This window comes from Iodidimonas sp. SYSU 1G8 (assembly GCF_039655775.1).
Classification (GTDB): domain Bacteria; phylum Pseudomonadota; class Alphaproteobacteria; order SMXS01; family SMXS01; genus RI-34.
The window spans coordinates 1,075,987-1,100,294 of record NZ_JBBYXJ010000001.1 but is presented as its reverse complement, the minus strand read 5'-3'; the positions used below and the strand labels follow the sequence as shown (position 1 = coordinate 1,100,294).

Annotated in this window: 20 protein-coding genes; 7 read left to right on the top strand and 13 right to left on the bottom strand. The window is 66.0% G+C overall.

Features of this window, described 5'->3' with window-relative positions; all coding sequences use genetic code 11:
• Positions 1-45: 45 nt before the first annotated feature.
• Genes WJU17_RS05270 through WJU17_RS05260 form a run of 3 tightly spaced genes read right to left on the bottom strand, consistent with a single transcriptional unit; the run spans position 46 to position 2,278 of the window.
• Positions 46-459: a TIGR02588 family protein gene (locus tag WJU17_RS05270; protein WP_346326286.1), complete on the bottom strand. Its 414-nt coding sequence runs from the start codon at positions 457-459 to the stop codon at positions 46-48.
• Between the two features lie 13 nt (positions 460-472).
• The gene (locus tag WJU17_RS05265; RefSeq protein ID WP_346326285.1) at positions 473-1,321 is read right to left on the bottom strand and encodes a TIGR02587 family membrane protein; all 849 of its coding nucleotides are present in this window, start codon (positions 1,319-1,321) and stop codon (positions 473-475) included.
• Positions 1,322-2,278, bottom strand: a complete 957-nt coding sequence (locus WJU17_RS05260; RefSeq protein ID WP_346326284.1) for a DMT family transporter — start codon at positions 2,276-2,278, stop codon at positions 1,322-1,324.
• Positions 2,279-2,405: 127 nt separating this feature from the next.
• Here WJU17_RS05260 and WJU17_RS05255 point away from each other — a divergent pair, with 127 nt between their 5' ends.
• Complete coding sequence (locus WJU17_RS05255) at positions 2,406-3,665, top strand: LLM class flavin-dependent oxidoreductase (RefSeq protein WP_346326283.1); 1,260 nt, start codon at positions 2,406-2,408, stop codon at positions 3,663-3,665.
• A gap of 8 nt (positions 3,666-3,673) precedes the next feature.
• On the opposite strand, the gene WJU17_RS05250 is transcribed toward WJU17_RS05255, so the two are convergent.
• Entirely contained in the window at positions 3,674-5,176 is a 1,503-nt protein-coding gene (locus WJU17_RS05250) for a hypothetical protein (RefSeq protein ID WP_346326282.1), read from the bottom strand.
• A gap of 73 nt (positions 5,177-5,249) precedes the next feature.
• Entirely contained in the window at positions 5,250-6,173 is a 924-nt protein-coding gene (locus tag WJU17_RS05245) for a hydroxymethylglutaryl-CoA lyase (protein ID WP_346326281.1), read from the bottom strand.
• A 106-nt stretch (positions 6,174-6,279) separates the two neighbouring features.
• Here WJU17_RS05245 and WJU17_RS05240 point away from each other — a divergent pair, with 106 nt between their 5' ends.
• Positions 6,280-7,473 carry a CaiB/BaiF CoA-transferase family protein gene (locus WJU17_RS05240; protein ID WP_346326280.1) on the top strand — a complete coding sequence of 398 codons (1,194 nt, stop codon included), beginning with the start codon at positions 6,280-6,282 and terminating at the stop codon, positions 7,471-7,473.
• Positions 7,474-7,479: 6 nt separating this feature from the next.
• Here WJU17_RS05240 and WJU17_RS05235 read toward each other — a convergent pair whose 3' ends face one another.
• Positions 7,480-7,740 (bottom strand): DksA/TraR family C4-type zinc finger protein, encoded by a 261-nt coding sequence (locus WJU17_RS05235; protein WP_346326279.1) that lies wholly within the window; start codon positions 7,738-7,740, stop codon positions 7,480-7,482.
• Positions 7,741-7,908: 168 nt separating this feature from the next.
• Here WJU17_RS05235 and WJU17_RS05230 point away from each other — a divergent pair, with 168 nt between their 5' ends.
• Positions 7,909-8,670 (top strand): Sir2 family NAD-dependent protein deacetylase, encoded by a 762-nt coding sequence (locus WJU17_RS05230; protein WP_346326278.1) that lies wholly within the window; start codon positions 7,909-7,911, stop codon positions 8,668-8,670.
• Between the two features lie 169 nt (positions 8,671-8,839).
• Here WJU17_RS05230 and WJU17_RS05225 read toward each other — a convergent pair whose 3' ends face one another.
• The 5 genes from WJU17_RS05225 to WJU17_RS05205 form a co-directional block, all read right to left on the bottom strand.
• Positions 8,840-12,898, bottom strand: a complete 4,059-nt coding sequence (locus tag WJU17_RS05225) for a helix-turn-helix domain-containing protein (protein ID WP_346326277.1) — start codon at positions 12,896-12,898, stop codon at positions 8,840-8,842.
• A gap of 161 nt (positions 12,899-13,059) precedes the next feature.
• Positions 13,060-15,258: an aldehyde oxidoreductase molybdenum-binding subunit PaoC gene (paoC, locus tag WJU17_RS05220; RefSeq protein WP_346326276.1), complete on the bottom strand. Its 2,199-nt coding sequence runs from the start codon at positions 15,256-15,258 to the stop codon at positions 13,060-13,062.
• 3 nt (positions 15,259-15,261) lie between these two features.
• Positions 15,262-16,212: a xanthine dehydrogenase family protein subunit M gene (locus WJU17_RS05215; protein WP_346326275.1), complete on the bottom strand. Its 951-nt coding sequence runs from the start codon at positions 16,210-16,212 to the stop codon at positions 15,262-15,264.
• Positions 16,209-16,847 carry an aldehyde dehydrogenase iron-sulfur subunit PaoA gene (gene paoA / locus WJU17_RS05210; protein WP_346326274.1) on the bottom strand — a complete coding sequence of 213 codons (639 nt, stop codon included), beginning with the start codon at positions 16,845-16,847 and terminating at the stop codon, positions 16,209-16,211. Before paoA ends, WJU17_RS05215 begins: the two co-directional genes overlap by 4 nt.
• 103 nt (positions 16,848-16,950) lie before the next feature.
• Positions 16,951-18,465 (bottom strand): L,D-transpeptidase family protein, encoded by a 1,515-nt coding sequence (locus tag WJU17_RS05205; RefSeq protein ID WP_346326273.1) that lies wholly within the window; start codon positions 18,463-18,465, stop codon positions 16,951-16,953.
• A gap of 181 nt (positions 18,466-18,646) precedes the next feature.
• Here WJU17_RS05205 and WJU17_RS05200 point away from each other — a divergent pair, with 181 nt between their 5' ends.
• Both WJU17_RS05200 and WJU17_RS05195 read left to right on the top strand, forming a co-directional pair.
• Positions 18,647-18,904 (top strand): hypothetical protein, encoded by a 258-nt coding sequence (locus WJU17_RS05200; protein ID WP_346326272.1) that lies wholly within the window; start codon positions 18,647-18,649, stop codon positions 18,902-18,904.
• Positions 18,901-19,152, top strand: a complete 252-nt coding sequence (locus WJU17_RS05195) for a hypothetical protein (protein ID WP_346326271.1) — start codon at positions 18,901-18,903, stop codon at positions 19,150-19,152. The genes WJU17_RS05200 and WJU17_RS05195 overlap by 4 nt, the downstream gene beginning before the upstream one ends.
• Before the next feature lie 25 nt (positions 19,153-19,177).
• Here WJU17_RS05195 and soxR read toward each other — a convergent pair whose 3' ends face one another.
• Entirely contained in the window at positions 19,178-19,645 is a 468-nt protein-coding gene (soxR, locus tag WJU17_RS05190) for a redox-sensitive transcriptional activator SoxR (RefSeq protein ID WP_346326270.1), read from the bottom strand.
• A gap of 104 nt (positions 19,646-19,749) precedes the next feature.
• Between soxR and WJU17_RS05185 the strand changes: the two genes are divergently transcribed.
• Both WJU17_RS05185 and WJU17_RS05180 read left to right on the top strand, forming a co-directional pair.
• A complete protein-coding gene (locus WJU17_RS05185; protein ID WP_346326269.1) occupies positions 19,750-20,904 on the top strand; it encodes an efflux RND transporter periplasmic adaptor subunit in 1,155 nt (384 codons plus the stop codon).
• Between the two features lie 4 nt (positions 20,905-20,908).
• Positions 20,909-23,971: an efflux RND transporter permease subunit gene (locus WJU17_RS05180; protein ID WP_346326268.1), complete on the top strand. Its 3,063-nt coding sequence runs from the start codon at positions 20,909-20,911 to the stop codon at positions 23,969-23,971.
• On the opposite strand, the gene WJU17_RS05175 is transcribed toward WJU17_RS05180, so the two are convergent.
• Positions 23,972-24,268 (bottom strand): hypothetical protein, encoded by a 297-nt coding sequence (locus WJU17_RS05175; protein ID WP_346326267.1) that lies wholly within the window; start codon positions 24,266-24,268, stop codon positions 23,972-23,974. It lies immediately after the preceding gene.
• Positions 24,269-24,308 lie beyond the last annotated feature (40 nt).

Below are 24,308 nucleotides of genomic sequence, written 5' to 3'. Positions count from 1 at the left end.
TCATCCCTCCATCTGGCGGGATGGGGTTTTTCTTTTCTCACGCCGTCATGGTTCGCGGTGGGAGAGGACCTGCAATTCCAGCCCGTGAGTGGCGGGGTCCTGGCTGAAGATCACCCCGCCGACGCGCTTTGAGCGCGTCGGGAGAAAATCGAAGCTGATCTCGCGTCTTTCGATCACGTCCTCGCCGCGTTTCAGCGTGGCGTCGATCTTTACATCCGCCGCGGCCTGGCCCCCATGATTTAGTGCCTCGACCCGAACCAGATAGCCGCCGCTGGTCGGTCGGATATCGACGGCCTTCAGGGTAATGTCAGGCGGTGTGTCCTTGTCGGTCAGGGCTATGGTGACCAGATAGGCGATGACGCCGATCACCATGGTCAGCCCCAGTAGCGCCACCGCCCATTCCGATCTGGGAATTCTCCTGGCCTCGTTCGCCGTGGAGGACTTGTCCGGCTTCGCCATGGTGGCCTCTCGCTTAGAGGATCAGGCGGGCGGCGGCCGCGCCCATGGCCGCCGGGAAGCCCAGGACCACGGTCGCCATCAGCACGGCTTCCGGCCCGACCCCATCGGTACGCCCGAATATCCACAACGCATACAGGCTGACCAGCAGCGCGACGGCGTATCCCGCCGCCGTGAACCGGATGAACAGGCTCCAGAACGGCGTGTCCGATGGCCGCCGCGCCTGTTGTCCGCTGAAGCCGAGCGCGTAGGCGAAGGCGTGCATCAGCGCCAGCGACAGGATGGCCAGGGCGACGGCATGCCATTTCGACATCTGGTAGCTGATGAGCACCATCTCTTCCGTCGGCGCGATGTTGAAGGCGAGAAACAGGCTACCCAGCATCATGATGAACAGGTGGCCGGCATAGCTCTTGTCGCGGGTCTCGATCTGTTCGTCCTCGCCCTCGCCGGCGAAAAAATTTTGCGCGAGCAGCGCGCCGATGGCGCCGGGCAAGGCCTGTACCGAGATCTTGCCCACGATTTCGCTCAGCGACATTCCCGGCTCGATGACCGAGAAGAAGACCATCATGATCGCGGCTCCGACGAAGCCGACGGCATAGGCGACGAACGCATCGACGAGATCATCGACCCAGCCAAATGTATCCTCGAAGCCGATATAGTGCGACAGGCCCACGAGCAAGGGGATGCCGGCAATCAGGAAGATCGCGAGCCTTTCCCGGTCCATGTGGAAGCCGAGCCACCACATCTCCATGGTCATGAACATGGGCAGCGAGAACAGGATCGCGCCGCCGAAGGCGCGCCCCAGACCGATCCAGAAGCGTCGTTCCGGATGGCGGCGCCGGTCCTCCAGCGTGCCCGCGTTCATTCAGGCCGTTTTCTTGCCGCGCCGGCCGCCGATCTGACCGATGACGATGCCGCCGATGATCAGCCCCAGCGCGATGATGGCGTTCATGGTCAGCGGCTCGTGCAGGAAGACGATGCCCAAAGCGACGCCGATCACGGGCACCAGATAGTTGGTGAATGACGCGAAGGTCGGCCCGGCGCTGCGCACCAGATAGATCACCAGCAGGGTCGGGATCGCCGTGCAGAAGATGCCCAGCGCGACCACCGCGCCGATGGCCTGCAACGAAGGTGACTGCGGCACGGCGCCATCGGTGACGAACCAGATGGGCACGGCGACGAGGGTCGCGATCCACATCACGCCGAAGCCGATCGCCAGCGAATGATAGTCGCTGACCTTTTCCGCAAGGATGTTGCCGCAGGCATAGCCGAGCGCTGCGATCAGGATCGCGCCCGCGCCCAGCATCATCTCGCGGCCGCCGGAGATCTGCGGCCCGCCGAACAGCACCACGACGCCGGCGAAGCCGATGGCGATGCCGATCCCCTTCCAGAGGTGAAAGCGCTCGCCGCGGACCAGCACTTGGGCAAGGACGGCGGTCACGAGCGGCACGACGCCCATCAGGATCGCGGCCGTGCCGGTTTCCACCGACTGCTGGCCCCAGTTGATCAGGAAAAAGGGGATCAGGTTGCCCAGCAGTGCCATGCCGATCATCAGCCCCCAGGCGCGTTTCTTCTTCTCCACCTGCCGGCGGCGGATGAAGAGGGCGATGGTGAAGAAACCCGCCGCGATGGCCAGCCGGCCCGCGGTGGTGGCGAGCGGGGTGAAATCCTTCAGCGCGGCATCCACCATCAGAAAGGACGAGCCCCACATGGACGCCAGCCCGAGCAATAGCGCCGCATGCCACAAGTGCCGGCGCCAGGGACGGCGTTGGGGCTTACCGGATTTGATGAACGTATCGATGGTGGCTGCTTCCGTCGTCATGCTGGACCCTCCGCTCGCCTGAACGCCCGGCATTCGATCTGGTGCCCGGCGTCATGGAGAATTGGGGCATGGCTGACTCCGGAGTCCGCGTGTAGGCTTTCGGTGGGGAAGTCAGGGGAGATCAGTCATGCGGTTTGGCGTTTTCTACGAATTACAGCTGCCGAAACCCTGGACCGAGGATGACGAGCACCGGCTGGTGCATGAGGCGCTCGACCAGATCGAATTGGCCGACCGTCTGGGGATCGACTACGCCTGGGCGGTCGAGCATCACTTTCTCGACGAGTATTCCCACTGCTCGGCGCCGGAGACTTTCCTGGCGGCGGCTGCGGCGCGGACGCGGCGGATCCGGCTGGGGCACGGCATCCGCCAGGTGATCCCCAACTACAATCATCCGGCGCGCACCGCTGAAGTGGTGTCCATGCTCGACCTGATCTCCAATGGCCGGGCTCAGCTGGGCTTCGGCGAGGGCGCGACGCGGATGGAGCTGCACGGCTACAACATTCCGGCCAAGGAAAAGCGCGCCATGGCCATCGACGCCATCGAACAGGTGGCCAACATGATGACCATGAATCCCTATCCCGGCTACGAGGGAAAATACTTCTCCATGCCGTGCCGGAACGTCATTCCCAAGCCGCTGCAGAAGCCGCACCCGCCGATCTGGATGGCCTGCTCCAACCGCGACACCATCCGGGTCGCGGCCAGCCTGGGCGTCGGCGCGCTGGCTTTCGCCTTCGTCGATCCCGAAGAGGCCAGGCACTGGGCCGACATCTATTACGGCACCATCATGAGCGAGGCCTGCGTGCCGGTGGGCCATGTGGTCAACGCGAACATCGCCATGGTCTCCAGCTTCTCCGTGCATCCCGACCGGTCGGAGGCGATCCGGCGCGGCCAGGACGGGTTCGAATTCTTCAGCTATGCGCTGGGCTCGCTGGTGACCAAGGACACGGTGCCCGGCCGCACGCAGCTGTGGCGCGATTTCCATGCGGCGCGCGGGGACAAGACCGAGCAGATCGTGCGCACGGCGGCGCTCGATCCGCAATATTCCTCGGGCATCGGCACGCCGGACGACGTCCGCCGGCACCTGAAGGAATTCGAGAAGGCGGGCGTCGACCAGGTCGTGCTGCTGCAGCAGGCCGGCCGCAATCCCCATGGCGAGATCGTCGACTCAATGGAGCTGTTCGCCCGCGAGATCCTGCCGGAGTTCAAGGACAAGGCCGACGCGCGGGAGAAGGCCAAGGACGAGCGGCTCGCGCCCTATATCGAGGCGGCGCTGCGGCGCAAGCGCTGGATGGCGCCGCTGGCCGACGCGGACATTCCGGTGATCCGCGCGTCCATCGACCGCGGCAAGTTCGCCGCCAGCCGGTCGGGCAAGGTGAAACAGGACTGAGCCGCAGACTACTCTGGCGGCGGCTCGACGGCCTGCGGTCCCTCGGGCAGGCGCGGCTCCAGGTCGGACGACTCCGCCTCGTTGGTGGTGTCGGGCGGTGCCGGGTCTTCGATCACCTCGAAGGGCAGCACGGATTTACGGCGTGTCGGCGGTATCCGGGATTCCGGCTGGATCATGGGCACCACGACCGGTGATGGCGCTGGCGTTGCTGCCGGGGGCGGGGCCGCTGCCGGTTTCGGCTCGGCTTCGGGCGTAGGTGCCGCCGGTGCCGGGCGCTCCGGCTGGGACGCCGCTGGTGGCGGCGCGGCCGGTTCGGCCGCCGGCGTTGCGGCAGGCGCCGGCGCCGTGTTCTGAGCGCGGCGCAGCGATTCCGGCTGGATCATCGGCACCTTGATCGGGGCAGGCGCGATCGCCGAGGGCGCGGCCTCCGGTTCCGGCGTGGATTTGGGTGTAGGGACCTGGGCCTCGGGCTGTGCCGCCGGTGCCGCCGGTTCGGTGGGCGGCGCGACTTCAGGCGCGGGTGCCGGTTCGGGCTTTGGTTCCGGCTTTGCCGGGGCTGTGGGCGCTTTCTCGGCGGCGGGCGTGGTCGGCGGCTGCCGGACGATGACCGGCTCCGGTTCCGACGGCCGGACCGTCGCGGGCGCCGGCTCGGGGGCTGTCCTCGCGGGCGGCGAGGCGGCCTCGGGTTTTGTTTCCGGCGATACCGGCGGCGCTTCCTTTACTGGCTCCGGCGCGGGCTCTGGCGCCGGCTGCCGCGCGGGAGCGGGTGCCGCCTGCGGCGGCGGCGCGCGGCGGGGCAGGGGCGGGCCGATCACCTCGCGTTCGATGATCTCCGGCGCCTCGACCGGCAGATCGGGCTCGCGCACGCCGGCGGCGGGGTCGGGTTCCGGCTCGGGCGGCGGCGGATTGTCCTTGGCCTCGTTGGCGATCCTCAGCATGGATGACTGGATCGCCCGGGCGTTCTCGGCCACCTGATCGTCGTCGCGCGCTTCCCACATCACCGAGAAGTCATAGACCAGCTCGCCCGCCAGATAGACCTGGCCATAGGGCATCACGGGCTTGCCGCCGATGGTGCCGCCATACTCGCCCAGCGTGTTGCTGGCGTAATATTTGAACAGTTCCTTGTCGTAGACCGGCCGGCCATCGGCCGAGGCGACCATCACCTCGAGCAGCCGCACCTCGTAGGTCTTCAACTGGCTGGACAGGTAGAACAGGATGCGGCGCAGCAGCGCCTGCTGATAGTTCGAATAGCGGCCGCCATCATAATAGAAGCTGACCACCAGCAGCGCCCGCCGGGAATCCTCGATGGCGGTCTGCACCGTCAGCTCGGGCATCTCCATCTGGGTCGAGCGGTCCATGCGGAAGAAGAAATAGGGCGAGCGCCACTGCCCGAAATCCTCGATCTTGGCGCTGCCCACGGGCGGCACGTCGGGCATCTGCGCCTGCGCCGCGCCGAACGCCAACAGGCCGGCCACAAGCGATGTAGCGGTTCCTGTCAGCAAGCGTTTCATGGATCGGCCCGGTATGGTTGCCCCCGGGACAGTTCTCTTACGCCCGTGCCCCTGTTGCAAGGGTTGAGTGGGATCAGGCGCTTGCGCGTGCGGGAAAACCACCCGCATGGCTGACGGCGCTGGGCGCGCGGCGGCCCAGGATACCTTCCAGCCAGGCCGCGCCGCCGATCAGCGCGTCCAGATCCATGCCGGTCGCGACTCCGGCGCGCGTCAGCATGTAGACCACGTCCTCGGTCGCCACGTTGCCGGTGGCGTTGGGCGCGAACGGACAGCCGCCCAGTCCCGCCATGCTGGCGTCGATGACGTCGGCGCCGCCCTGGTAGGCGGCCCACGCGTTGGCGACGCCGGTATGGCGCGTGTCGTGGAAGTGCACCCGCGTGGGAATGTGCGGCACCGCCTCCTTCAGCCGGCCTAGCAGGTCGGTGACCTGCGGCGGTATGGCGACGCCGATGGTGTCGGCCAGCGCGATCTCGGCCGGTTCGGCCTCGGCCAGGCGGCGCGCCATGTCGATCACCCGGCCCATGTCCACCTCGCCCTCGAACGGGCAGCCGAAGGCGACCGAGATGGTGACCTGGGCGCTGATCCCGTCGCGCCGCGCCAGCCGCAGGATGTCCAGCCCCTCGGCCACGGTCTCGTCGGCCGTCTGGCCCTGGTTGCGGGTGCCGAAAATGTCGGAGGCGGCCGTGACGAAGCCCACCTGATCGACGCCGCGCGCGTCGCCGGCCCGCGTCGCCAGCGCCCTCAGGTAGCCGCGCTTGTTGAGGATCAGGCCGATATACTGCACGTCCTTGCGGTCCGGCAGGCCGGCGACCACGGCTTCCGCATCCGCCATTTGCGGCACCTTGCCCGGGTGCACGAAGCTGGCCACCTCGATGCGCCGCGCGCCCGCCGCGATGGCCCGGTCGATCAGCTCCAGTTTCTGTCCGGTGGAGAAGGCGACCTTCTCGTTCTGGAGCCCGTCGCGCGGGCTGACCTCGAGGATGGTGACGGGACGCATGATCCGGTTTCCTGCTGGGCGCGGCCGGCATCGCCGCCGCTTTTATCGGGACATGTTCTTATGTATATCGGCCTGACCCACCCGGCGAAAGAAGAGGATCGAGCCCGTGACCGAGAGCCAGCCGACCGGCGCCCTGAAGGGCCTGCGCGTCATCGAACTGGGACAGCTGATCGCCGGCCCGTTCTGCGGCCAGCTGATGGCCGATCATGGCGCGGACGTCATCAAGGTCGAGCAGCCCGGCGTGGGCGACCCCATGCGCGAATGGGGCCGCAACAAGCCGGTCTGGTGGTCGGTGATCGCCCGCAACAAGAAGTCGGTGACGCTCAACCTGCGCACGACGGACGGACAGGACATCCTGCGCGAGCTGGTCGCCAAGGCCGATTTCCTGATCGAGAATTTCCGCGCCGGCACGCTGGAGAAATGGGGCCTGGGCTATGACGAGCTGTCGCGCATCAATCCGGGCCTGATCATGATCCGGGTCTCGGGCTATGGCCAGACCGGCCCCTATTCCAGCCGCGCCGGCTACGGCTCCATCGGCGAGGCCATGGGCGGCATGCGCAATCTGGCGGGCGACCCCAGCACGCCGCCGTCGCGCGTCGGCCTGTCGATCGGCGATTCCCTGGCCGCCACCATGGCCTGCCTGGGCGCCATGATGGCGCTGCACCAGCGGCATGTCACCGGGCGCGGGCAGGTGATCGACAGCGCCATCTACGAGGCGGTGCTGGCCATGATGGAATCCACCGTGCCCGAATACACAGAGGCGAACTTCATCCGCGAGCGCACCGGCGCGGTGCTGCCCAACGTGTCGCCCTCCAACGTCTATCCCACCAGCGACGGCGACATCCTGATCGCGGCCAACCAGGACAGCGTGTTCGGCCGCCTGTGCGAGGCGATGGGCCGGCCCGAGCTGGCCAGCGATCCGCGCTATGCCACTCACACGGCGCGCGGCCAGCACCAGGAGGAGCTGGACACGCTGATCGGCGAGTGGACGCGGAATTTCCCGGCGCGGCACCTGGAAGAGCTGATGGAGGCGAACGGCGTGCCGGCGGGCAAGATCTACAAGGCGCCCGACATGATGGCGGACCCGCACTTCAAGGCGCGCGAGGCGCTGGTGCACATGCCCCATCCGGACTTCGCCAACATCTGGATGCAGAACGTGTTCCCGAAACTGTCCGCGACGCCTGGCAAGGTCGCCTGGGTCGGCGAGCCGCTTGGCGCGCACAATGACGAGGTCTATGGCGAGCTGCTGGGCAAGAGCGAGGGCGAGATCGCGGCGCTCAAGGCGCGGGGGACGATCTAGCCGCCGCTAGCGCAGCTGGCTGTCCTTGCTGCCGCGCCGGTTGAAGCCGGCCGACGGCTTGCGGTCGCGCGACGACTGGCACGGCACGCAGGTCTTCACCCCGGGCAGCGCCTGGCGCCGTCCTTCGGGAATCTCGTCGCCGCACAGGGTGCAGTGAGTCTCGCTCTCGCCCGCGGGCATGCGCGCCCGGGCGTTGAGGACCGCGTCCTTCACCGTGTCGTCGATCTGGTCCTGAACCGCGCCATCTCGCGCCCAGCCGTTCGCCATGTGGAATGATCCCGTGCGTTGCGTTGCCGGAGTCTGATTTAGGCGGTCGCGGCCGTTTTTCCACCCCCGGTTGCATCATCGCCGGGCCGCCGCGCGGCGGTTTGCCCTTCCGGCGACCGCCTTCCGTTCCTAGAATGCCGCCATGACCGATCGCGGGAGACACCGACCATGACCGACGCGCGCGCCGCCCTGCGCCGCATGCTGGACGAGGCGCGCCGCGTCGTCGTGTTCACCGGCGCGGGCATCAGCACCGAATCCGGCATTCCCGACTTCCGCAGCCCCGGCGGCTATTGGACGAAGAACAAGCCGATCCAGTTCGAGGATTACATGCGCAGCGCCGAGGTGCGGCGCGAGGCGTGGCGGCGCAAGTTCGACAGCGACGGCACGTTCGAGACTGCCCGCCCCAACAAGGGCCACATGGCCATCGCCAAGCTGGTGCGCACCGGCAAGATCAGCCGCGTCATCACCCAGAACGTGGACAATCTGCACCAGCACTCGGGCATTCCGGCCGACCGCATCGTCGAGCTGCATGGCAACGCCACCTATGCCACCTGCCTGATGTGCCGCACCCGATATGAGATCGACGCCTTGCGCCAGGCTTGGCACGAGGACGGTCAGATGCCCGAATGCGACTGCGGCGGCGTGGTGAAGACCGCCACCATCTCGTTCGGCCAGTCCATGCCGCAGGACGAGATGATGCGCGCGCGCGACGCCACGCTGGACTGCGACCTGTTCCTCGCCATCGGCTCGTCGCTGGTGGTCTATCCCGCCGCCGGCTTCCCCATCATGGCCCACCAGAACGGCGCCGGCCTCGTCATCCTGAACCGCGACCCCACCGAACTGGACGGCCTCGCCGACCTGGTCATCAACGACGAGATCGGGCCGGTGATGGCGGATGTGGTGGGGCTGACGAATGCGGATATGGAGTGAGGAATTCCCATTCAAAATTCATCGCCGTAATCGGATATTGAGGGAGGCGACTGCAAATGCTCAAGCCATGCGATGAAAATCGCACGACTTATCAACACACCTCATGCCGTGGTGGTTCACTGTTCCCGAGAGTGCGGGGCGGCCTATCCGTAAGCTCGGTGATGTATACCTAACTTAGAAGAAGGCGGCGACGAACTGTATGTTCGTTATCGAAGCTCGCAGCTTGCCGAGCATACATCTCAGCAATATTCTCCAGCAGGCGCGCGCTCGTTGGATACTCTGCCTGTAGCTTCCGGCCGAACTCCTTGTATCGTTCTGCCAGCGAACGCTCTTGCATGCTCCCTGCGACACGCCACGTTGCCCCGCGACTGTTGAAAACACCGATTTGCATGCCTACCAGAAGCGCATCGCTCCCATGAACCTCAAGGGCTTCTCGCACGGCTTCGTTCGGCCAGATGTCATCGGCACCGGGCATGCAGCGGCCTAGCAGCTCACCGATTTGACCATCTCCGGCCTCAGCCCGGCCCACTTGTTTCAAACGATCTCGCACGTTGCTAAGCCACACCATCAGCGCTGTGGGGTCGACCGTGCCGTCAAGACGCGTACCCGGGATGCGCTTGAGCATCGAGAGTACCCGGTAAGTTTGGTTGACCAACGCGGGTTTGTCGACATTCTCCGGGATTCTCAGTTCAGGCGGATCCGCTCCATCGTCCTCGCGACGGTATCGCGCGCAAATGAGATGGATGAAGTCGGCAGGGGACGCTTCGATTTGCTTTTCTAGGTTCGGAATGCGGTGGCGGGAGTTCGATAGGGCGCTGATAAATACGTACTCGAATCTAGCAAGTTCGGCCTGCGACCAATGTCCACCCGCTTCCAACACATCCAGCGCATCCGAAACGCGAACCGCATTTAACTTCTCTGCTTCATTCAGCTCTGGCGACGGTCGCAACAGTGCTTTCATCAACCTAGAGAGGATCGTGCCGTCAAGGCGCCCAAAAGCAAACGATACTGCATTGAACGCCGAAATCGCACGTTCGGCGTCTAGCAATCGTTCCACCATGAAGTTGATTTCCGCCTCGCTGTGCTGCCACGCGGCCGCCTGAATCTCACGCCAATATATCGGCTCGAGATCCGAGCGGAGTTCGCCGAGGAGTTGCCAAGTCTGGTTGTTGAAAGGTGCAGATTTGAACAAAACTAACGTTTCGCCATCGCTCAAATTTGCAATCATAGTACGTAAAATCGCATCTCGCTCCGTTTGGTCTAGCGCTTGCAATGCTCCTTCCAAACAAGCGCCCCAGGAGCGCTCGGCTGAACTTCTCCCCCGGGCGAAGATCGACTGAATAAGATCAGGACGCTCCGCAGGAGGTGTCGTCTCGCAAAGCATTCCCCCAACAAGCCACCAAGCTTCTACGCTTTCCAGCAACCGGCCAATTGCATCCAGCCCCCCGGCCTCCTTGATTTCGACCATTGCCGAGCGGCGCATTGTTTGGATGTGTGCGGTGTGCTTCTCATAATCGAAGCCATCGTCCCAGAGGTCGTCGCCGGATTCTGCGACCCATTGCTGGGCGAACAGCCACCGATGTCGATCAACAGGATCAGCCGGGGCCAGGTTGTCGAAGACCGCCTTGCGAAGCTTTTCTACTTTACTGAGTTTTGTCTTGGGCCGGTTTCGCCGTGACAAGACTGAGCGACGCATGCGCTCCCGCAGAGAAGCACGCTCGTAATCGCTTACACCGCTATCTATCCACGCCTGAACCCGCTCCCAAATCTTTCGCTGATCATTCGTGGGCAGATCAGCCGAAGCTTCGATAAGATCGCCCAGCTGAATCATGTCGATGCTCGGCCAGCCAAGCATCAGATCCAATGCATGGCGGCGCATACGGAATTCTTCACCATCTTGAAGTTCTGGAGATGTGCGGAAGGCCCCGAATTCGAGCGTTCTCCAGCGCGGTCGGTGGTTAAGAGATGCGAAGTCTTGCCCCGTATCGATCTGGGCTTTACAGATTTTCCACGCAGCGGTCGGAAATTCTCGGGCAAGTAAATCGAGTAGTTTAATACGTTGTTCGATATCTGCTCCAGTCTGTGGCCACCAAGCGCGAACGAAAGAGCCCAGACTTTCGTCGGGTCTATTGGCCCAGTTGTCGTCAATCGTTACCTCACTCAGGCGGCCTAGGATCCTGGCCACCGAGAAGAGGTAGTCTGGGTCCCAAGCCAGCAGTTCGAGAGCCCAAAGCAGTCCACTGCGGGATGGGCTATCGAACGGTCCGGATCCCGCCGGACGGAGCATGTCCAGCAGTTGAGGTTTCTGGGAAGAGAGATCGGCTTGAATTGCCTCCAGGAAGGCGCGCGGTGAAGCTTCGGCGAGCAGCGGCAGGTCGGCCTCTTGCGAGAGCCAGTTCCGCGCTGGTCGATTCCGCAACAATCTCGAAACCAGCGTGTTTACGCGAATTGTCACGGAATTGATCTGTGGCCCCAGCACTTGGTCTCCATAGACTGAGAGAAGCACCAACATTTCGCCGACAGCATCCCGCATCGGACCAGATATCTCCCGTTTTTTACCGAAGATATTTGATTTCCAGCGGTCCTCCGGCGGCAAATCGAGAGCTGGATCGTCTTCTGACAGAATAAACTCGGCCACCTCGAAGAAGCGGTCCAAATCTGCTTGGGTAAGAGAGGTGCCGGCAGTAAATAGGGCGTCCTTCCGCGAAATTACGCCGCGGTAGTTGTCGGTGGCCCATATAGGTGTGTCGTCGAGCGTAATGAGTTCGACGAGGTCCTGCTCGACATCGTCAACCGACTTACCGCCGGCGAGCTCTTGGAGGAGCATGCGATCGGCCTCAACGCTGCGGTTCCAGGCGCCAGCCAGCAGCATGGGCATGAGCTTACGTTGCAATGCTTTGTTCTGCGCCCAGTCCGGTCGACGGAGCGCGGGCGCTTCGGCTAGTCGGCGGCGCATGATTGTCAGCGACAATCCTGACTCGTACCGTAGACGATCGCGTGAGACTTCATCCAAGGACATCTCGATGAGCGCTTTATCAAAAGTCTCCCTGCTGGGACCTTCGAGTGCGATATCGACGCGATCCCCGCTCGCACGAGGGCGGACAATTATCAGGTGATGCCGATGGATAAAACTACCTATCGCCATCTCCGTTTCGTGATCGGCGACGACGAGGAGCGCATCGGTCATTACATTGCAAATCTTTTGCACGGCGTCAGGTGACGTGATGAGGATTGCCCTGTCAGAGTCGGCAGTCTCATTGCCGTCATGGTCTCGAAGGGCCAAAGAAAGGAAGGCAAGCGCCTCGGCTGTTGAGTCGGCAACGACGATCAGGGGCTGACTAATAGGCTGTTCGACCCAATCGACTACGCTCGCGCGGTGAACGCTCAGCATGTCGTCAAAAAGCATAGGGGACAGCCGCGGGGATGTCGCCTCACACCAGGACCGCCAGCTCTCGCTAAGGGGTTGAAGGCCCTGGGTGTCACGTCCCAATTCGCGCATGAACCAAATCTGCGCCGAAGCAGACTCTTCGAGCCATTGCTCAATATCGTCCGCGTCATAGGCGCGAACCTCACGCCAAGCTTGCTGAGCACGTTGGCGCTTTGCCCAGTCGGTCTTACCAGGCCATCTCTGTCCGGTGACGAAAATGAAATTGGTGTTTGACCGTTCCCTTCTGGGAAGCGTTAAGCGGGCTTGGATGTCGCGATTGGGTTTAGCGGGCAAGTCGTTTGAGTTGGAAAGCTCCCATCCTGTCTTCCCAGCTGGCACTCGGCGGCCGGCCTTCACTGTCTCGGTAAAGCCGTCCCACCCTTGACGCTCACCAGAATCATAACCTAGAAACTCGACTTTCGCGGTGTTCTCCACGTCCAGGCAGATCAGGCGGCGTATCAGCACAGGCAACGTGGTCCGCGCCGAAATCGATTCAGCCCAAGCCTCTATCTCCAGCGAAGTGATCCTGAAAAATCCTGAGTTTCGAGAATTATTCGACGTCGAGGGTGCTGAAACCAGGCCTCCTCCACCAACGAGTTCGGATTGGAGATGGAGGAGCGCTTCTACGTTCGCGCCAAATGCCCGCTCCAGCTTGAGCGCCATATCTCGAGAGAGCTTCGCTCTGCCGTTAAGCAAGTTTGAGAGCGCTGGACGCCCCACGCCAAGCTTATGTGCTGCATCGGTTACGCTCATTCCTTCCGGAATGACCTGTTCCCGAATGTAGGAGCCGATTGTATTCATGGAGATATGCCGTAGTGTGTTGCAGGATACGCAATACACGCTACACGATACGGGTGTACGCCGTCCAGAGGTTCGTGCCAGCTGAGAACACCAAGCGGCATCAAGCGCCATAGCGTCGAAAGTGAGAGAGGGTACGCCCTAGACGTAAACTAGCTCCTCCTTCAAACCATCTCCGGCATCCCCGCCAACAGCTTGTCCAGCGTCACCGGATAATCCCGCACCCGCACCCCCGTGGCGTTGTAGACCGCGTTGGCCACCGCCGCGCCGACGCCGCAGATTCCCAGCTCGCCGACGCCCTTGGCCTTCATGGGTGAGGAGATCGGGTCGGTCTCTTCGAGGAAGATCACTTCCTGGTGCGGGATGTCGGCGTGCACGGGCACTTCGTATCCGGCCAGGTCGTGGTTGACGAAAAAGCCGTGGCGGGTGTCGACCTCCAGCTTCTCCATCAGCGCCGCGCCGACGGCCATGGTCATGCCGCCGATCACCTGGCTGCGGGCGGATTTGGGGTTGAGGATGCGCCCGGCGGCGCACACGGCCAGCATGCGGCGCACGCGGATCTCGGCGGTGGCGGCGTCGACGGCCACTTCCACGAAATGGCCGGCGAAGGTCTGCTGCTCGTACTTGTCCTCCAGTTCGGCGAATTCGATGGCGTCCTCGCCGGTCAGGTCGCCGTCGCGGGCGGCGTCGGCCAGCGGGGCGCTGCGGTTGCCCGATCGCACCTGGCCGCCGGTGAACTCGGCGTCGGCGGAATTGAAGCCCAGCTTCTGGGTCACCGCCTCGCGCAGCTTGACGCAGGCGGCGTAGACGCCGGAGGTGGAGCAGTTGGCGCCGAACTGGCCGCCCGAGCCGGCCGAGACCGGGAAGTCTGAATCGCCCAGCTTCACCACCACCTTGTCGAGCGGCAGGCCCATCATCTCGGCGGCGGTCTGGGCGATGATGGTGTAGCTGCCGGTGCCGATGTCGGTCATGTCGGTTTCCACCGTCACCACGCCGTCCTTGCCCAGCCGCACGCGCGCGGCGGATTTCATCAGCGGGTTGCCGCGGATCGCCGCCGCCATGCCGAGGCCGACGAGCCAGCGTCCGTCGCGCACGGAACCGGGCTTGGGGTTGCGCTTGTCCCAGCCGAACCGGGCGGCGCCGTCGCGCAGGCACTTGACCAGCTGGCGCTGGGAGAAGGGGCGCTCGGGCTTTTCCGGGTCCACCTGGGTGTCGTTCAGCACCCGGAACGCGACCGGGTCCATGCCCAGCTTTTCGGCCATCTCGTCCATGGCGATCTCCAGCGCCATCAGGCCGGGTGCCTCGCCGGGCGCGCGCATGGCGTTGCCTTCGGGCAAATCGAGCCGGGCGACGCGGGTGCGGGTCATGCGGTCGGGGCCGGCATAGAGCAGGCGGGTCTGCTGGGTCGCCACTTCCGGGCCGCCGCCGGGCAGATTGCCCGACCAGCTTTCATGGCCGATGGCCCTGATCCTGCCGTCGCGCCCCGCGCCGATGCGGATGCGCTGGATGGTGGCGGGGCGGTGGGTGCTGTTGTTGAAGATCATGGGACGGGCGAGGGCGACCTTCACCGGCTTGCCCACGGCGCGCGCGCCCAGCGCGGCCAGCAGCGCGTCGGCGCGCAGGAACAGCTTGCCGCCAAAACCGCCGCCGATATAGGGCGAGTCGATGCGCACCTTTTCCTTGGGGATGCCCAGGGTCGCGGCCACGTCGCCGCGCGTCCAGTCGATCATCTGGTTGGAGGTCCAGATGGTGACCTCGTCGCCGTTCCAGGCGGCAATGGAGGCGAACGGCTCCATCATGGCGTGCGACTGGTCGGGGGTGGTGTAGGTCTGGTCTAGCTTGACCTCGGCGGCGGCGAACCCGCCGTCGAAATTGCCGGCGCCGCTGTCGGGCGTGCCTTCGTCGGGCTTCACGCCGGTGTCGCGCACGGCGGCGAGGTCATAGCTGCCCTCGGCCTTGGAGTACTCCACCTTGACCAGCTCGGCGGCGGCGCGCGCCTGCTCGAAGGTCTCGGCGACCACCAGCGCGATGGCCTGATGGTAATGCTCGATCTCGGGCCCGCCCAACAGCGTGGCGGTGTTCATCCGGCCCTTGCCCAGCGTACCCGCGTTCGCGGCGGTGACGATGGCCAGCACGCCGCGCGCGGCCTTGGCCTTGGTCAGATCCATGGAGACGATGCGGCCCTTGGCGATGCCGGCGGGGACCACGTGGCCATAGACCTGGCCGGCGATGACATCGTGCCGCTCATAGGCGTAAGGCGCGGTCCCAGTGGTTTTCAGCGGACCGTCGATGCGGTCGGTGGCCTTGCCTATCACCTGCAGGCGGTCGATGGGATTCTGCGTCGCGGGAGTGTCGAACTTCATGGCTCAGCCCTTCGCTTCGGCCAGCACGGAGGCGAGCGTGCGCTCGACCAGCGGCTGCTTGAACGCGTTGTGTTCGGTGGTGCGCGCGCCGGCCAGCAGTGCGCCGGCGACGGCTTTTGCGCCGCGCGGCATTTCCTGCTCGGCGGACTCGACGCGCCACGGCTTGTGCGCCACGCCGCCGACGGCGACGCGGCCGCTGCCGTCCCGCTGGACGATGGCGGCCACTGAGACCAGCGCGAAGGCATAGGACGCCCGGTCGCGGACCTTGCGGTAGATGTGCGTGCCGCCGGCCGGTTTCGGCAGGGTCACGGCGGTGATCAGCTCGCCCTGCGCCAGCGTCGTCTCCACATGGGGCGTGTCGCCCGGCAGACGGTGGAAGTCGGCGATGGGGATGCTGCGCGCCGTGCCGTCCGCCTGCATGGTCTCGACGGTGGCGTCCAGCGCCCGCATGGCCACGGCCATGTCGCTGGGATGGGTGGCGATGCACGCCTCGCTGGTGCCCATGATGGCGTGCTGGCGGCTGATCCCGCCCAGCGCGGCGCAGCCGCTGCCCGGCGCGCGCTTGTTGCAGGCCTGGGCGGTGTCGTAGAAATAGGGGCAGCGGGTCCGCTGCAGCAGATTGCCCGCCGTGGTCGCCTTGTTGCGCAGCTGGCCCGACGCGCCGGCCAGCAGGGCGCGCGCCAGCACGCCATAGTCGCGGCGCACCCGACTGTCGGCGGCCAGATCGGTGTTGCGCACCCGCGCGCCGACGCGCAGGCCACCCTCTTCGGTCGGCTCGATGCTGTCGAACCCCATGCCGTTGACATCGATCAAATGCACCGGCGTCTCGATCTGCAGCTTCATCAGGTCGAGCAGATTGGTGCCGCCGGCGATGAAGCGGGCGCCGGGCATGCGGGCGGCCGACGCGGCGGCTTCCTCGGCGGATTGGGCGCGCTGATAGCTGAAGGGCTTCATGCCGCGCCTCCCGACACTTCGGTGATCGCCTCGACGATGTTGGAATAGGCGCCGCAGCGGCAGATGTTGCCGCTCATGCGCTCGCGCAGCTCGTCGCCGGTCACGGACGGCGCGGCGCCGAGGTCGGCGGTGACATGGCTGGGAATGCCGGCCTTGATCTCGTCCAGCACGGCGACGGCGGAGCAGATCTGACCCGGCGTGCAATAGCCGCACTGGTACCCGTCATGCTTCACGAACGCCGCCTGCATGGGATGCAGCGCGTCCGGCGTGCCCAGACCCTCGATGGTGGTGATGCTGTCGCCCTCGTGCATCACGGCGAGGCTGAGGCAGGAATTGATCCGCCGGCCCTCGACGATCACCGTGCAGGCACCGCACTGGCCGTGATCGCAGCCCTTCTTGGTGCCGGTCAGGCGCAAATGCTCGCGCAGGGCGTCCAGCAGGACGGTGCGCGTGTCCAGCTTCAAGGTTTCGGCCTTGCCGTTCACGGTGAACGATACGCTGGCCATGGATGGCTGGGCGTTATTGGCCGATGCCGCGGCGTTCGCGGCCAGCGGGACGGCGCTCATCGCCACGGAAACCGCTGCGCCTTGCAGCACGGTTCGCCGCGACAGATCGTAATTGAAGGGGTTGTCCATGGCGGCGCTCCTCACCTTGGGCTGATGTTCGGTAACAGGTGAAGGCTGCCCGGCGGCGAAAGTTCCGCCGGGCAGCCATTTGTAACCTTCCTGACAGCCGGCCTTACGGGCCGGTATCCTCCACATCGGTGCGGAACCGGTTGCGGCTGACCGGCGTGAAGCCCAGGGCTTTCTCCACCGCGTCGTCCCAGCCATAGGGGTCGGTGCGGTACTGGATCTCGCCGTCCTCGCCGACCTGCACGGTCTGATAGATCAGCCGGGCGGGGATCTCGCGGGGCAGGGCGACGAAGCTCTGCTTGCCGGAGTCGCGGGCCTTGGCCCATTCCTTCTCGACGCCTTCGGCGGCGGCGATCATGCCGGCGAAGCCGAGCGCGTCATGCACGCGCACGCAGCCATGGCTCAGCTGGCGCTGCTGCCGGTCGAACAGCTGCTTGGCGTTGGTGTCGTGCAGGTAGATGGCGTGCTCGTTGCGCATGTCGAACTTCACCAGGCCGAGCGAGTTCTCGGGACCGGATTCCTGCACCAGCCAGCCATCCGCGTTGCGGCTGATGTTGTTGCGCCGGAAATACTCTTCGTCCCGGCTGGCCATCTCCTTCTGCTCGATGGAGCGGGGAATGGTCCAGGTCGGGTTGGCGACGAGGCGGTAGATCGGCGATTCCAGCTGCGGCGTCTCGTTGCCCGGCTTGCCGGTGATCACCTTGCGCTTGTCGGCGACCTTGCCGCCCTTGAAATAGCGCAGCTCGCCGGCGGCCGTGTTCACGTCGATCCGGTCGGCGGCAGGCGTGCGCGTCAGCCAGCGCATCCGTTCCATGGACACGGCAAGCGCCCGCGCCCGCTCCTGCGGCCCGGTGTTCAGCACGGCCAGCGTATCGGGGCCGATTACCCCGTCGGCGGTGACGCCGAAATCGGTCTGCAGCGCCTCGACCGCCTTGGCGATCTCGGGCGTGTAGGTATTGCCGGTACCCGACGCGGACGCCAGGTAGCCATTACCGGCCAGGGCCGCGCGGATCGCCGGTACGCGCGCATCCTCGGCGCCCGGCTTCAGCGCCTCGCCGGGCGCGATGTCCTGGGTGCGGGCGCCCTGTGCTTCCTCGCGCTGCGTCAGATAGGCCTGCGACAAGGCCTTGTATTCCGGCGTCCGGGGCGCGAGCCCGTTCAGCCAGTCCGCCAGTTTCCCGTCGGTCAGCGCCTGCTGCAGGCCGGCGGCGACATTGGTGTCGGGACCCTTGAGCGTATAGACCTCGTACAGGCTTGCCGGGTCGGCTGCGCCATTGGCGAGCGCGCCTGCGTAGCGGAGCGCGGCTCCGGTCAGCAGCGCCTCGCGCTCGGCCGGCGAGCGGCCGTTCAGGTCCGGCCAGAGCGCCATCTGGTCGAGGCCATGCGCCGCGCGGGCGTCGATGGCGGCCTTCAGCGTCTCCTCGGCCTTGCGCGACCAGGCCGGCGCCCATTGCCGCTGGCCATAGAACGCCTTGACGCCGGCATCGGGCGCGGCGGCCGTCAGATCGGCCGCGGTGACCGGCGGTGGCTCGTTCCCGCCGCCCGGCATGGACATGTCGCCGCATCCGGTCAAAAGCGCAGTGCCCACGATCAGGCAAAGATGGAATCGCGTGGTTTTCATGGGGTCCCCTCCAGTCATGAATGCCGACAGAGACCTGACGTCCACTGCGTCTGTCCAACGTCCTGATCCGGCGGGAGTTCCCCGACCACTCCTTGGTATCGCCCGATTTCCGCCGCAAAATCGCCGTTCAGAAAACCTTCAGCCACCGCGCGGCATATTTTCCTCAAGGATGAGGAGAGCCATGCACCGACGTGCCGAAAAGTTCCTGACCGACTGGGCCCTGCAGCATGTAGGCAGCGGCGCCCCGCTCGGGCCAACCGATCCGGAAACCGCCGAAATCGTCACCCGGCTGCTGCGCGCCGCCCGTGCCGCGGGTGTGCCCGAGGCAGCCCTGCGCGACGCCGCGGCGCTCAATACCCTGGTCGTCGGCGTGCGGGCCCTGGCCAATGGCCAGAGCGACGCGGCTCTGCGCCTCGGTACCAGAAGGACATCGTCATGATGCACAGCAATTGTATCGCCGCCTTTCGCGCCCCGACCGGCCGGCGGTTGTCGCCCGGCCGCCGCAGGGCCGCGCCGCGCCTGACCGCGATGGCCGACGGCCACATCCATCAATGCATCCAGCGGCAGGCCAGCCCGTCGGCCATTCCCGCCTTCTACACGCTCTGCGGCAGCCTCGTCCCGGCCGGAAACGTCGCCTGCACCGACGCGCGGGTGACCTGTCCGGAATGCCGTCGCCGGGTCAGTTGACCGGCTTCAGCGCGGCCTGGTTCCGTCAGTCGCCGCGCTCCATGAGCAGGCGCGGGCCGGGGCCTTCGCCGGCCAGGGTGTCGTCCGGATTGCGCAGCGGGCAGTCGCCCAGCGACAGGCAGCCGCAGCCGATGCACTGGTCGATCTGGTCGCGCAGGCGGCCCAGTTCGGCGATGCGCTGGTCGAGCTCGTTGCGCCAGGTGGTGGAGAAGGCCTGCCAGTCGGCCATGTCCGGGGCGCGGCCCTGGGGCAGGGTGTCGAAGGTGGCGCGGATCGCGGCCAGCGGGACGCCGGCACGCTGGGCGACGCGGATCACCGCGACCCGCCGCAGCACGCCGCGCTCGTAGCGGCGCTGGTTGCCGCCGCTGCGCAGGCTGTGCAGCAGGCCCTTGCTCTCCCAGAAATGCAGGGTCGAGACGGGCACGCCGCTGCGCGCGGCGACTTCCCCGACGGTCAGCAACCGGGTCTGTGTCACCTTCGGTGTCGGAGCCATGCAAAAACCTTGACCTAAACCATACTTGAGGTCTTATAGACGGTGTCGGCTTGCGCGGGCAAGCTTGCGGCGGTATGCCGCGCCAGTTGCAAGGAAAGCCGACAATGCTCCAGACGACCGATCCCGATCAATCTCGCTCCAATGCCCGGAATCCGCAGGCTTCCAGCACCTCGGGGCCGCGCGCCTGGAAGCCGGTCGCGGTCACGGCGGTCGTCCTCGTGCTGCTACTCGCCGGCATTTTCGGCTGGCGGATGATTCGCACCGCGCCGTCCGCCCCGCCCGCGGCGCCGCCATTGCCGGTCTCGGCCATGCAGGTGATGCCGCGCGCCATGCCCGCGACCCTCGAGGCGATCGGCACCCTGGAAGCGGTGCGGCAGCTGATGGTATCGCCGGAAGTGGCGGGACGAGTCGTCGCCATCCATTTCGAAGCGGGCGACACGGTGCGCGCCGGGCAACCCCTGATCCAGCTTTACGACGCGCCCGAGCAGGCCGACCGGGCCGCCGCCCAGGCCGACGCGGCCCTGGCCCGCAACCAGTTCTCGCGCGCCGAGGCGCTGGCGCCCGGCGGCGCGGTTTCCAAGTCGCTGCTCGACCAGCGCCGGGCCGAGCGCGACCGGGCCGAGGCGGCGATCCGCCAGCTGGACGCGCGCATCGCCCAGAAGACCATCCGCGCGCCCTTCGCGGGCGAGATCGGTCTGCGCCGGGTCAATCTGGGCCAGTACCTTTCGCCGGGCGAGACGGTGGTGACCCTGACCAGCCTGGGCGAGCTGCACGCCAACTTCACCGTGCCGCAACAAAGCCTCGGTCTGCTGCGGCCGGGCGCGGATGTGACCGTGCTGTCCGACGCGTGGCCGGGCCGCAGTTTCACGGCCAAGGTCAGCGCGGTCGAGCCGCGTATCAGCGACAATACCCGCAACGTTACGGTGCAAGCGGTGCTGCCCAACGCGGACGGCGCGCTGCGCCCCGGCATGTATGTGAAGGTGGCTGTCGCCCTGCCGCCGGAGCCGGACCGGCTGGTGGTGCCGGCGACGGCGATCATGACCTCGGCCATGGGCGACAGTGTGGTCGTGGTCCGGGACATCGACGCGCGTAAGGTCGGCACCGCGACCGTCGCCAGCGTGACCGCCGGCCGGCGCGTCGGCGACGACGTCGTCATCGATGCCGGCCTGCAGCCGGGCGACACGGTGGTGACCACCGGCCAGATCCGCATCATGCCGGGCCAGAAGGTGCGTCTCTCCGGCGCGCCGGGCGAGGGCTGAGCCCATGCGGTTCACCGATCTGTTCATCCGCCGCCCGGTGTTGTCCATCGTGGTCAGCCTGAGCATCCTGCTCGCGGGCGTCAGCGCGTTCCTGTCGCTGCCGCTGCGGGAGTACCCCAATCTGGAGAGCGCCACCATCGTGGTGGACACGTCCTATCCGGGCGCGAACCAGACGGTCATGCAGGGTTTCGTGACCACGCCGATCGCCCAGGCCATCGCCACGGCCAACGGCATCGACTACCTCACGTCGGTCTCGTCGGCCGGCCGCAGCCAAGTGAAAGCCAAGCTGGTGCTCAACGCCGACGCCGACCGGGCCATGACCGAGGTGCTGGCCAAGGTGCAGCAGGTCAGCTACCGGCTGCCCGAGGGCGCCAACGATCCGGTCATCACCAAAGTGACCGATGGCGCGTCGGCGATCCAGTACATCGCCTTCGTCAGCGAGACCTTGCCGGTGCCGCGCATCACCGATTTCGCCAGCCGTGTCGCGCAGCCCATGCTGACGGCCATTCCCGGCGTCGCCTCGGCGGAAATCTCGGGCGGCCAGACGCTGGCGATCCGCGTCTGGCTCGATCCCGCACGCATGGCGGCGCGCGGCCTTTCGGCCGGCGACGTGGCGGGCGCGTTGCGCGCCAACAATGTGCAGGCCGCGCCGGGCACGCTGAAGGGCCAGGATTCGGTGGTCAACATCAGCGCGGCCACGGACGTGACCGATGTCAGCCAGTTCGGCGACATGGTCATCAAGACCAGCGCCGACGGCCTCGTGCATCTGAGAGACGTGGCCACCGTGGAAATCGGCGGCCAGAACTACGATGCCAGCGCCTTCACGGATGGCAAGCGGTCGATCACCATCTCCGTTCAGCCGACGCCGGACGGCAATCCGCTGGATATCGTTCGTGAAGCAAAGGCGCGCATCGCCGACATGCAGCGCGTGGCGCCCCCGGGTCTGACCGTGGTCAACCAGTTCGACGTGGCCCACTTCGTCAACGCGGCCATCGACGAGGTGATCTGGACGCTGGTCGAGGCGGTGTTCATCGTCATCGTCGTGATCTTCCTGTTCATGGGCTCGCTTCGGGCTGTGCTGATCCCGGTGGTCACCATTCCGCTGTCGCTCGTGGGCACGGCGGCGCTGATGCTCGCGCTTGGCCTGTCCATCAACCTGCTGACCCTGCTGGCCATGGTGCTGGCCATCGGCCTCGTCGTCGACGACGCGATCGTGGTGGTCGAGAACATCCACCGGCATATCGAAGAGGGCATGAAGCCGTTTGACGCGGCGCTGGTGGGCGCGCGGGAGATCGTCTCGCCGGTCATCGCCATGACCATTACCCTGGCGGCCGTCTATGCGCCCATTGGCCTGATGGGCGGCCTGACCGGCGCGCTGTTCCGCGAGTTTGCCTTCACCCTGGCGGGGGCGGTGATCGTCTCGGGCATCATCGCGCTGACGCTGTCGCCCATGATGAGCGCGCGGCTGCTGTCCTCGGCGACCGGCGAGGGGCGGCTCGCGCGCAAGGTGGAACACACCATGTCGTCGCTGACCCGCTCCTATGAACGGCTTCTGGGACATACCCTGGCAGCGCCGGCGGCGGTACTTTTGGTGGGCATCGCCGTGCTGCCGGCGATCGTGGTGTTCTTCCAGGGCGCCCAGCGCGAACTGGCGCCCGGCGAGGACCAGGGCTACGTGTTCACCCAGATCAAGGCGCCGCAATATGCGGGCATCGGCTACACGGAGCGCTACAGCAAACAGGTCGAAACCCTGTTCCGCAGTCTGCCTGAGTATACCGGAAGCTGGTTCGATAACGGGACCGACGGCGTCAATAACGGCTTCGGCGGCGTGATCCTCAGCGAATGGCAGGACCGCGAGCGCAGCGCCGACGACGTGCAGGCCGAGCTGAACACGCGCGCCGCGTCCATCGACGGCGTCTTCACGGCCGCCTTCCAGCCTGCGGCATTGCCCGCGTCGACCGGCGGCCTGCCGGTGCAGATGGCGCTGCGCTCCACCGAGGACTTTCATGCCATCCATGCGGCCATGGAGCGGATCAAGGGCGAGGCCTGGAAGAGTGGTCTGTTCGCCTTCGTCGACAGCGACCTGGCGTTCGACAGTCCCGAGGCGCGGATCGAGATCGACCGCGCGAAGGCGGCCGAAATGGGCGTGTCCATGGACGAGATCGCCCAGACGCTCGCGGTGCTGGTGGGCGAGAACTACATCAACCGCTTCAACTATTTCGACCGGTCCTATGACGTCATCACCCAGGTGCCGCAGGCCGACCGCGTGACGCCCGACCGTCTGGGCCACTACTACGTTCGCACCGGCTCGGGCGAGCTGGCGCCGCTGTCCACCGTCACGCGGATCGAGATGCGGCCTCAGGCGAACCGGCTGCCCCAGTTCAACCAGATGAACAGTGCGACCCTTTCGGGCGTGCTGGCGCCGGGCGTGACCATGGGACAGGCGGTGGATTTCCTGAAGGCGCAGGAGCTGCCGCGCGGCAGTTCCATCGACTGGATGGGCGACGCGCGTCAGTACGTGGAGGAGGGCAACCGGCTGACCGTGTCCTTCCTGTTCGCGCTGGTGGTGATCTTCCTGGTGCTCGCGGCCCAGTTCGAATCCTTCCGCGATCCGCTGGTCATCCTGGTGACCGTGCCGCTGGCGGTGTGCGGGGCGCTGGCGCCGCTCTATCTGGGGTTCGTCACGCTGAACATCTACACGCAGATCGGTCTGGTGACCCTGATCGGCCTGATCTCCAAGCATGGCATCCTGATGGTGACCTTCGCCAACGAACTGCAGGCGCGCGAGGGGCTGGGCCGGCTTGAGGCCATCCAGCGGGCGGCGGCGGTACGCATGCGTCCGGTGCTGATGACGACGGCGGCCATGGTTGCCGGTCTGCTGCCGCTGCTGTCGGCGGCGGGTGCCGGCGAGTCCAGCCGCTTCGCCATCGGTCTGGTGGTGGTGACGGGCATGCTGGTCGGCACGCTGTTCACCCTGTTCGTGCTGCCGACGGCCTACAGCCTGATCGCGCGGGACCATCGGCCGAAGCCTTCGGAGGCACCGCCGGTCACGGCGGTCACGCCATGATTACAGATAGCCGCAGGATTTCCACGAGAACGCGGTTTGCAACATGAGCATGACGAGGAGATTGAGCGCGGTCGAAACGGCCCCGAGCAAGAAACGCGAGGACAGCTTGCGCTCCGGCCCTCCGACCGCGCCGACCGCCGCGAGAGCGGGCGCGGCCAGAAGGCCGATGCCGGGCACCGGGCCGCAGGCATAAGTCATACCCACGCCCAGCGCGACGAGCGCCGAGCCGCAGACCGGTAGTATCAGGCCGCGCAGTGCGAGACTGCCCGGCTTCACGGGTTCCTGGTCGATCTGCATCGGTGCTCCCTTGATTGACGCCCGAGGATAACACACTCGC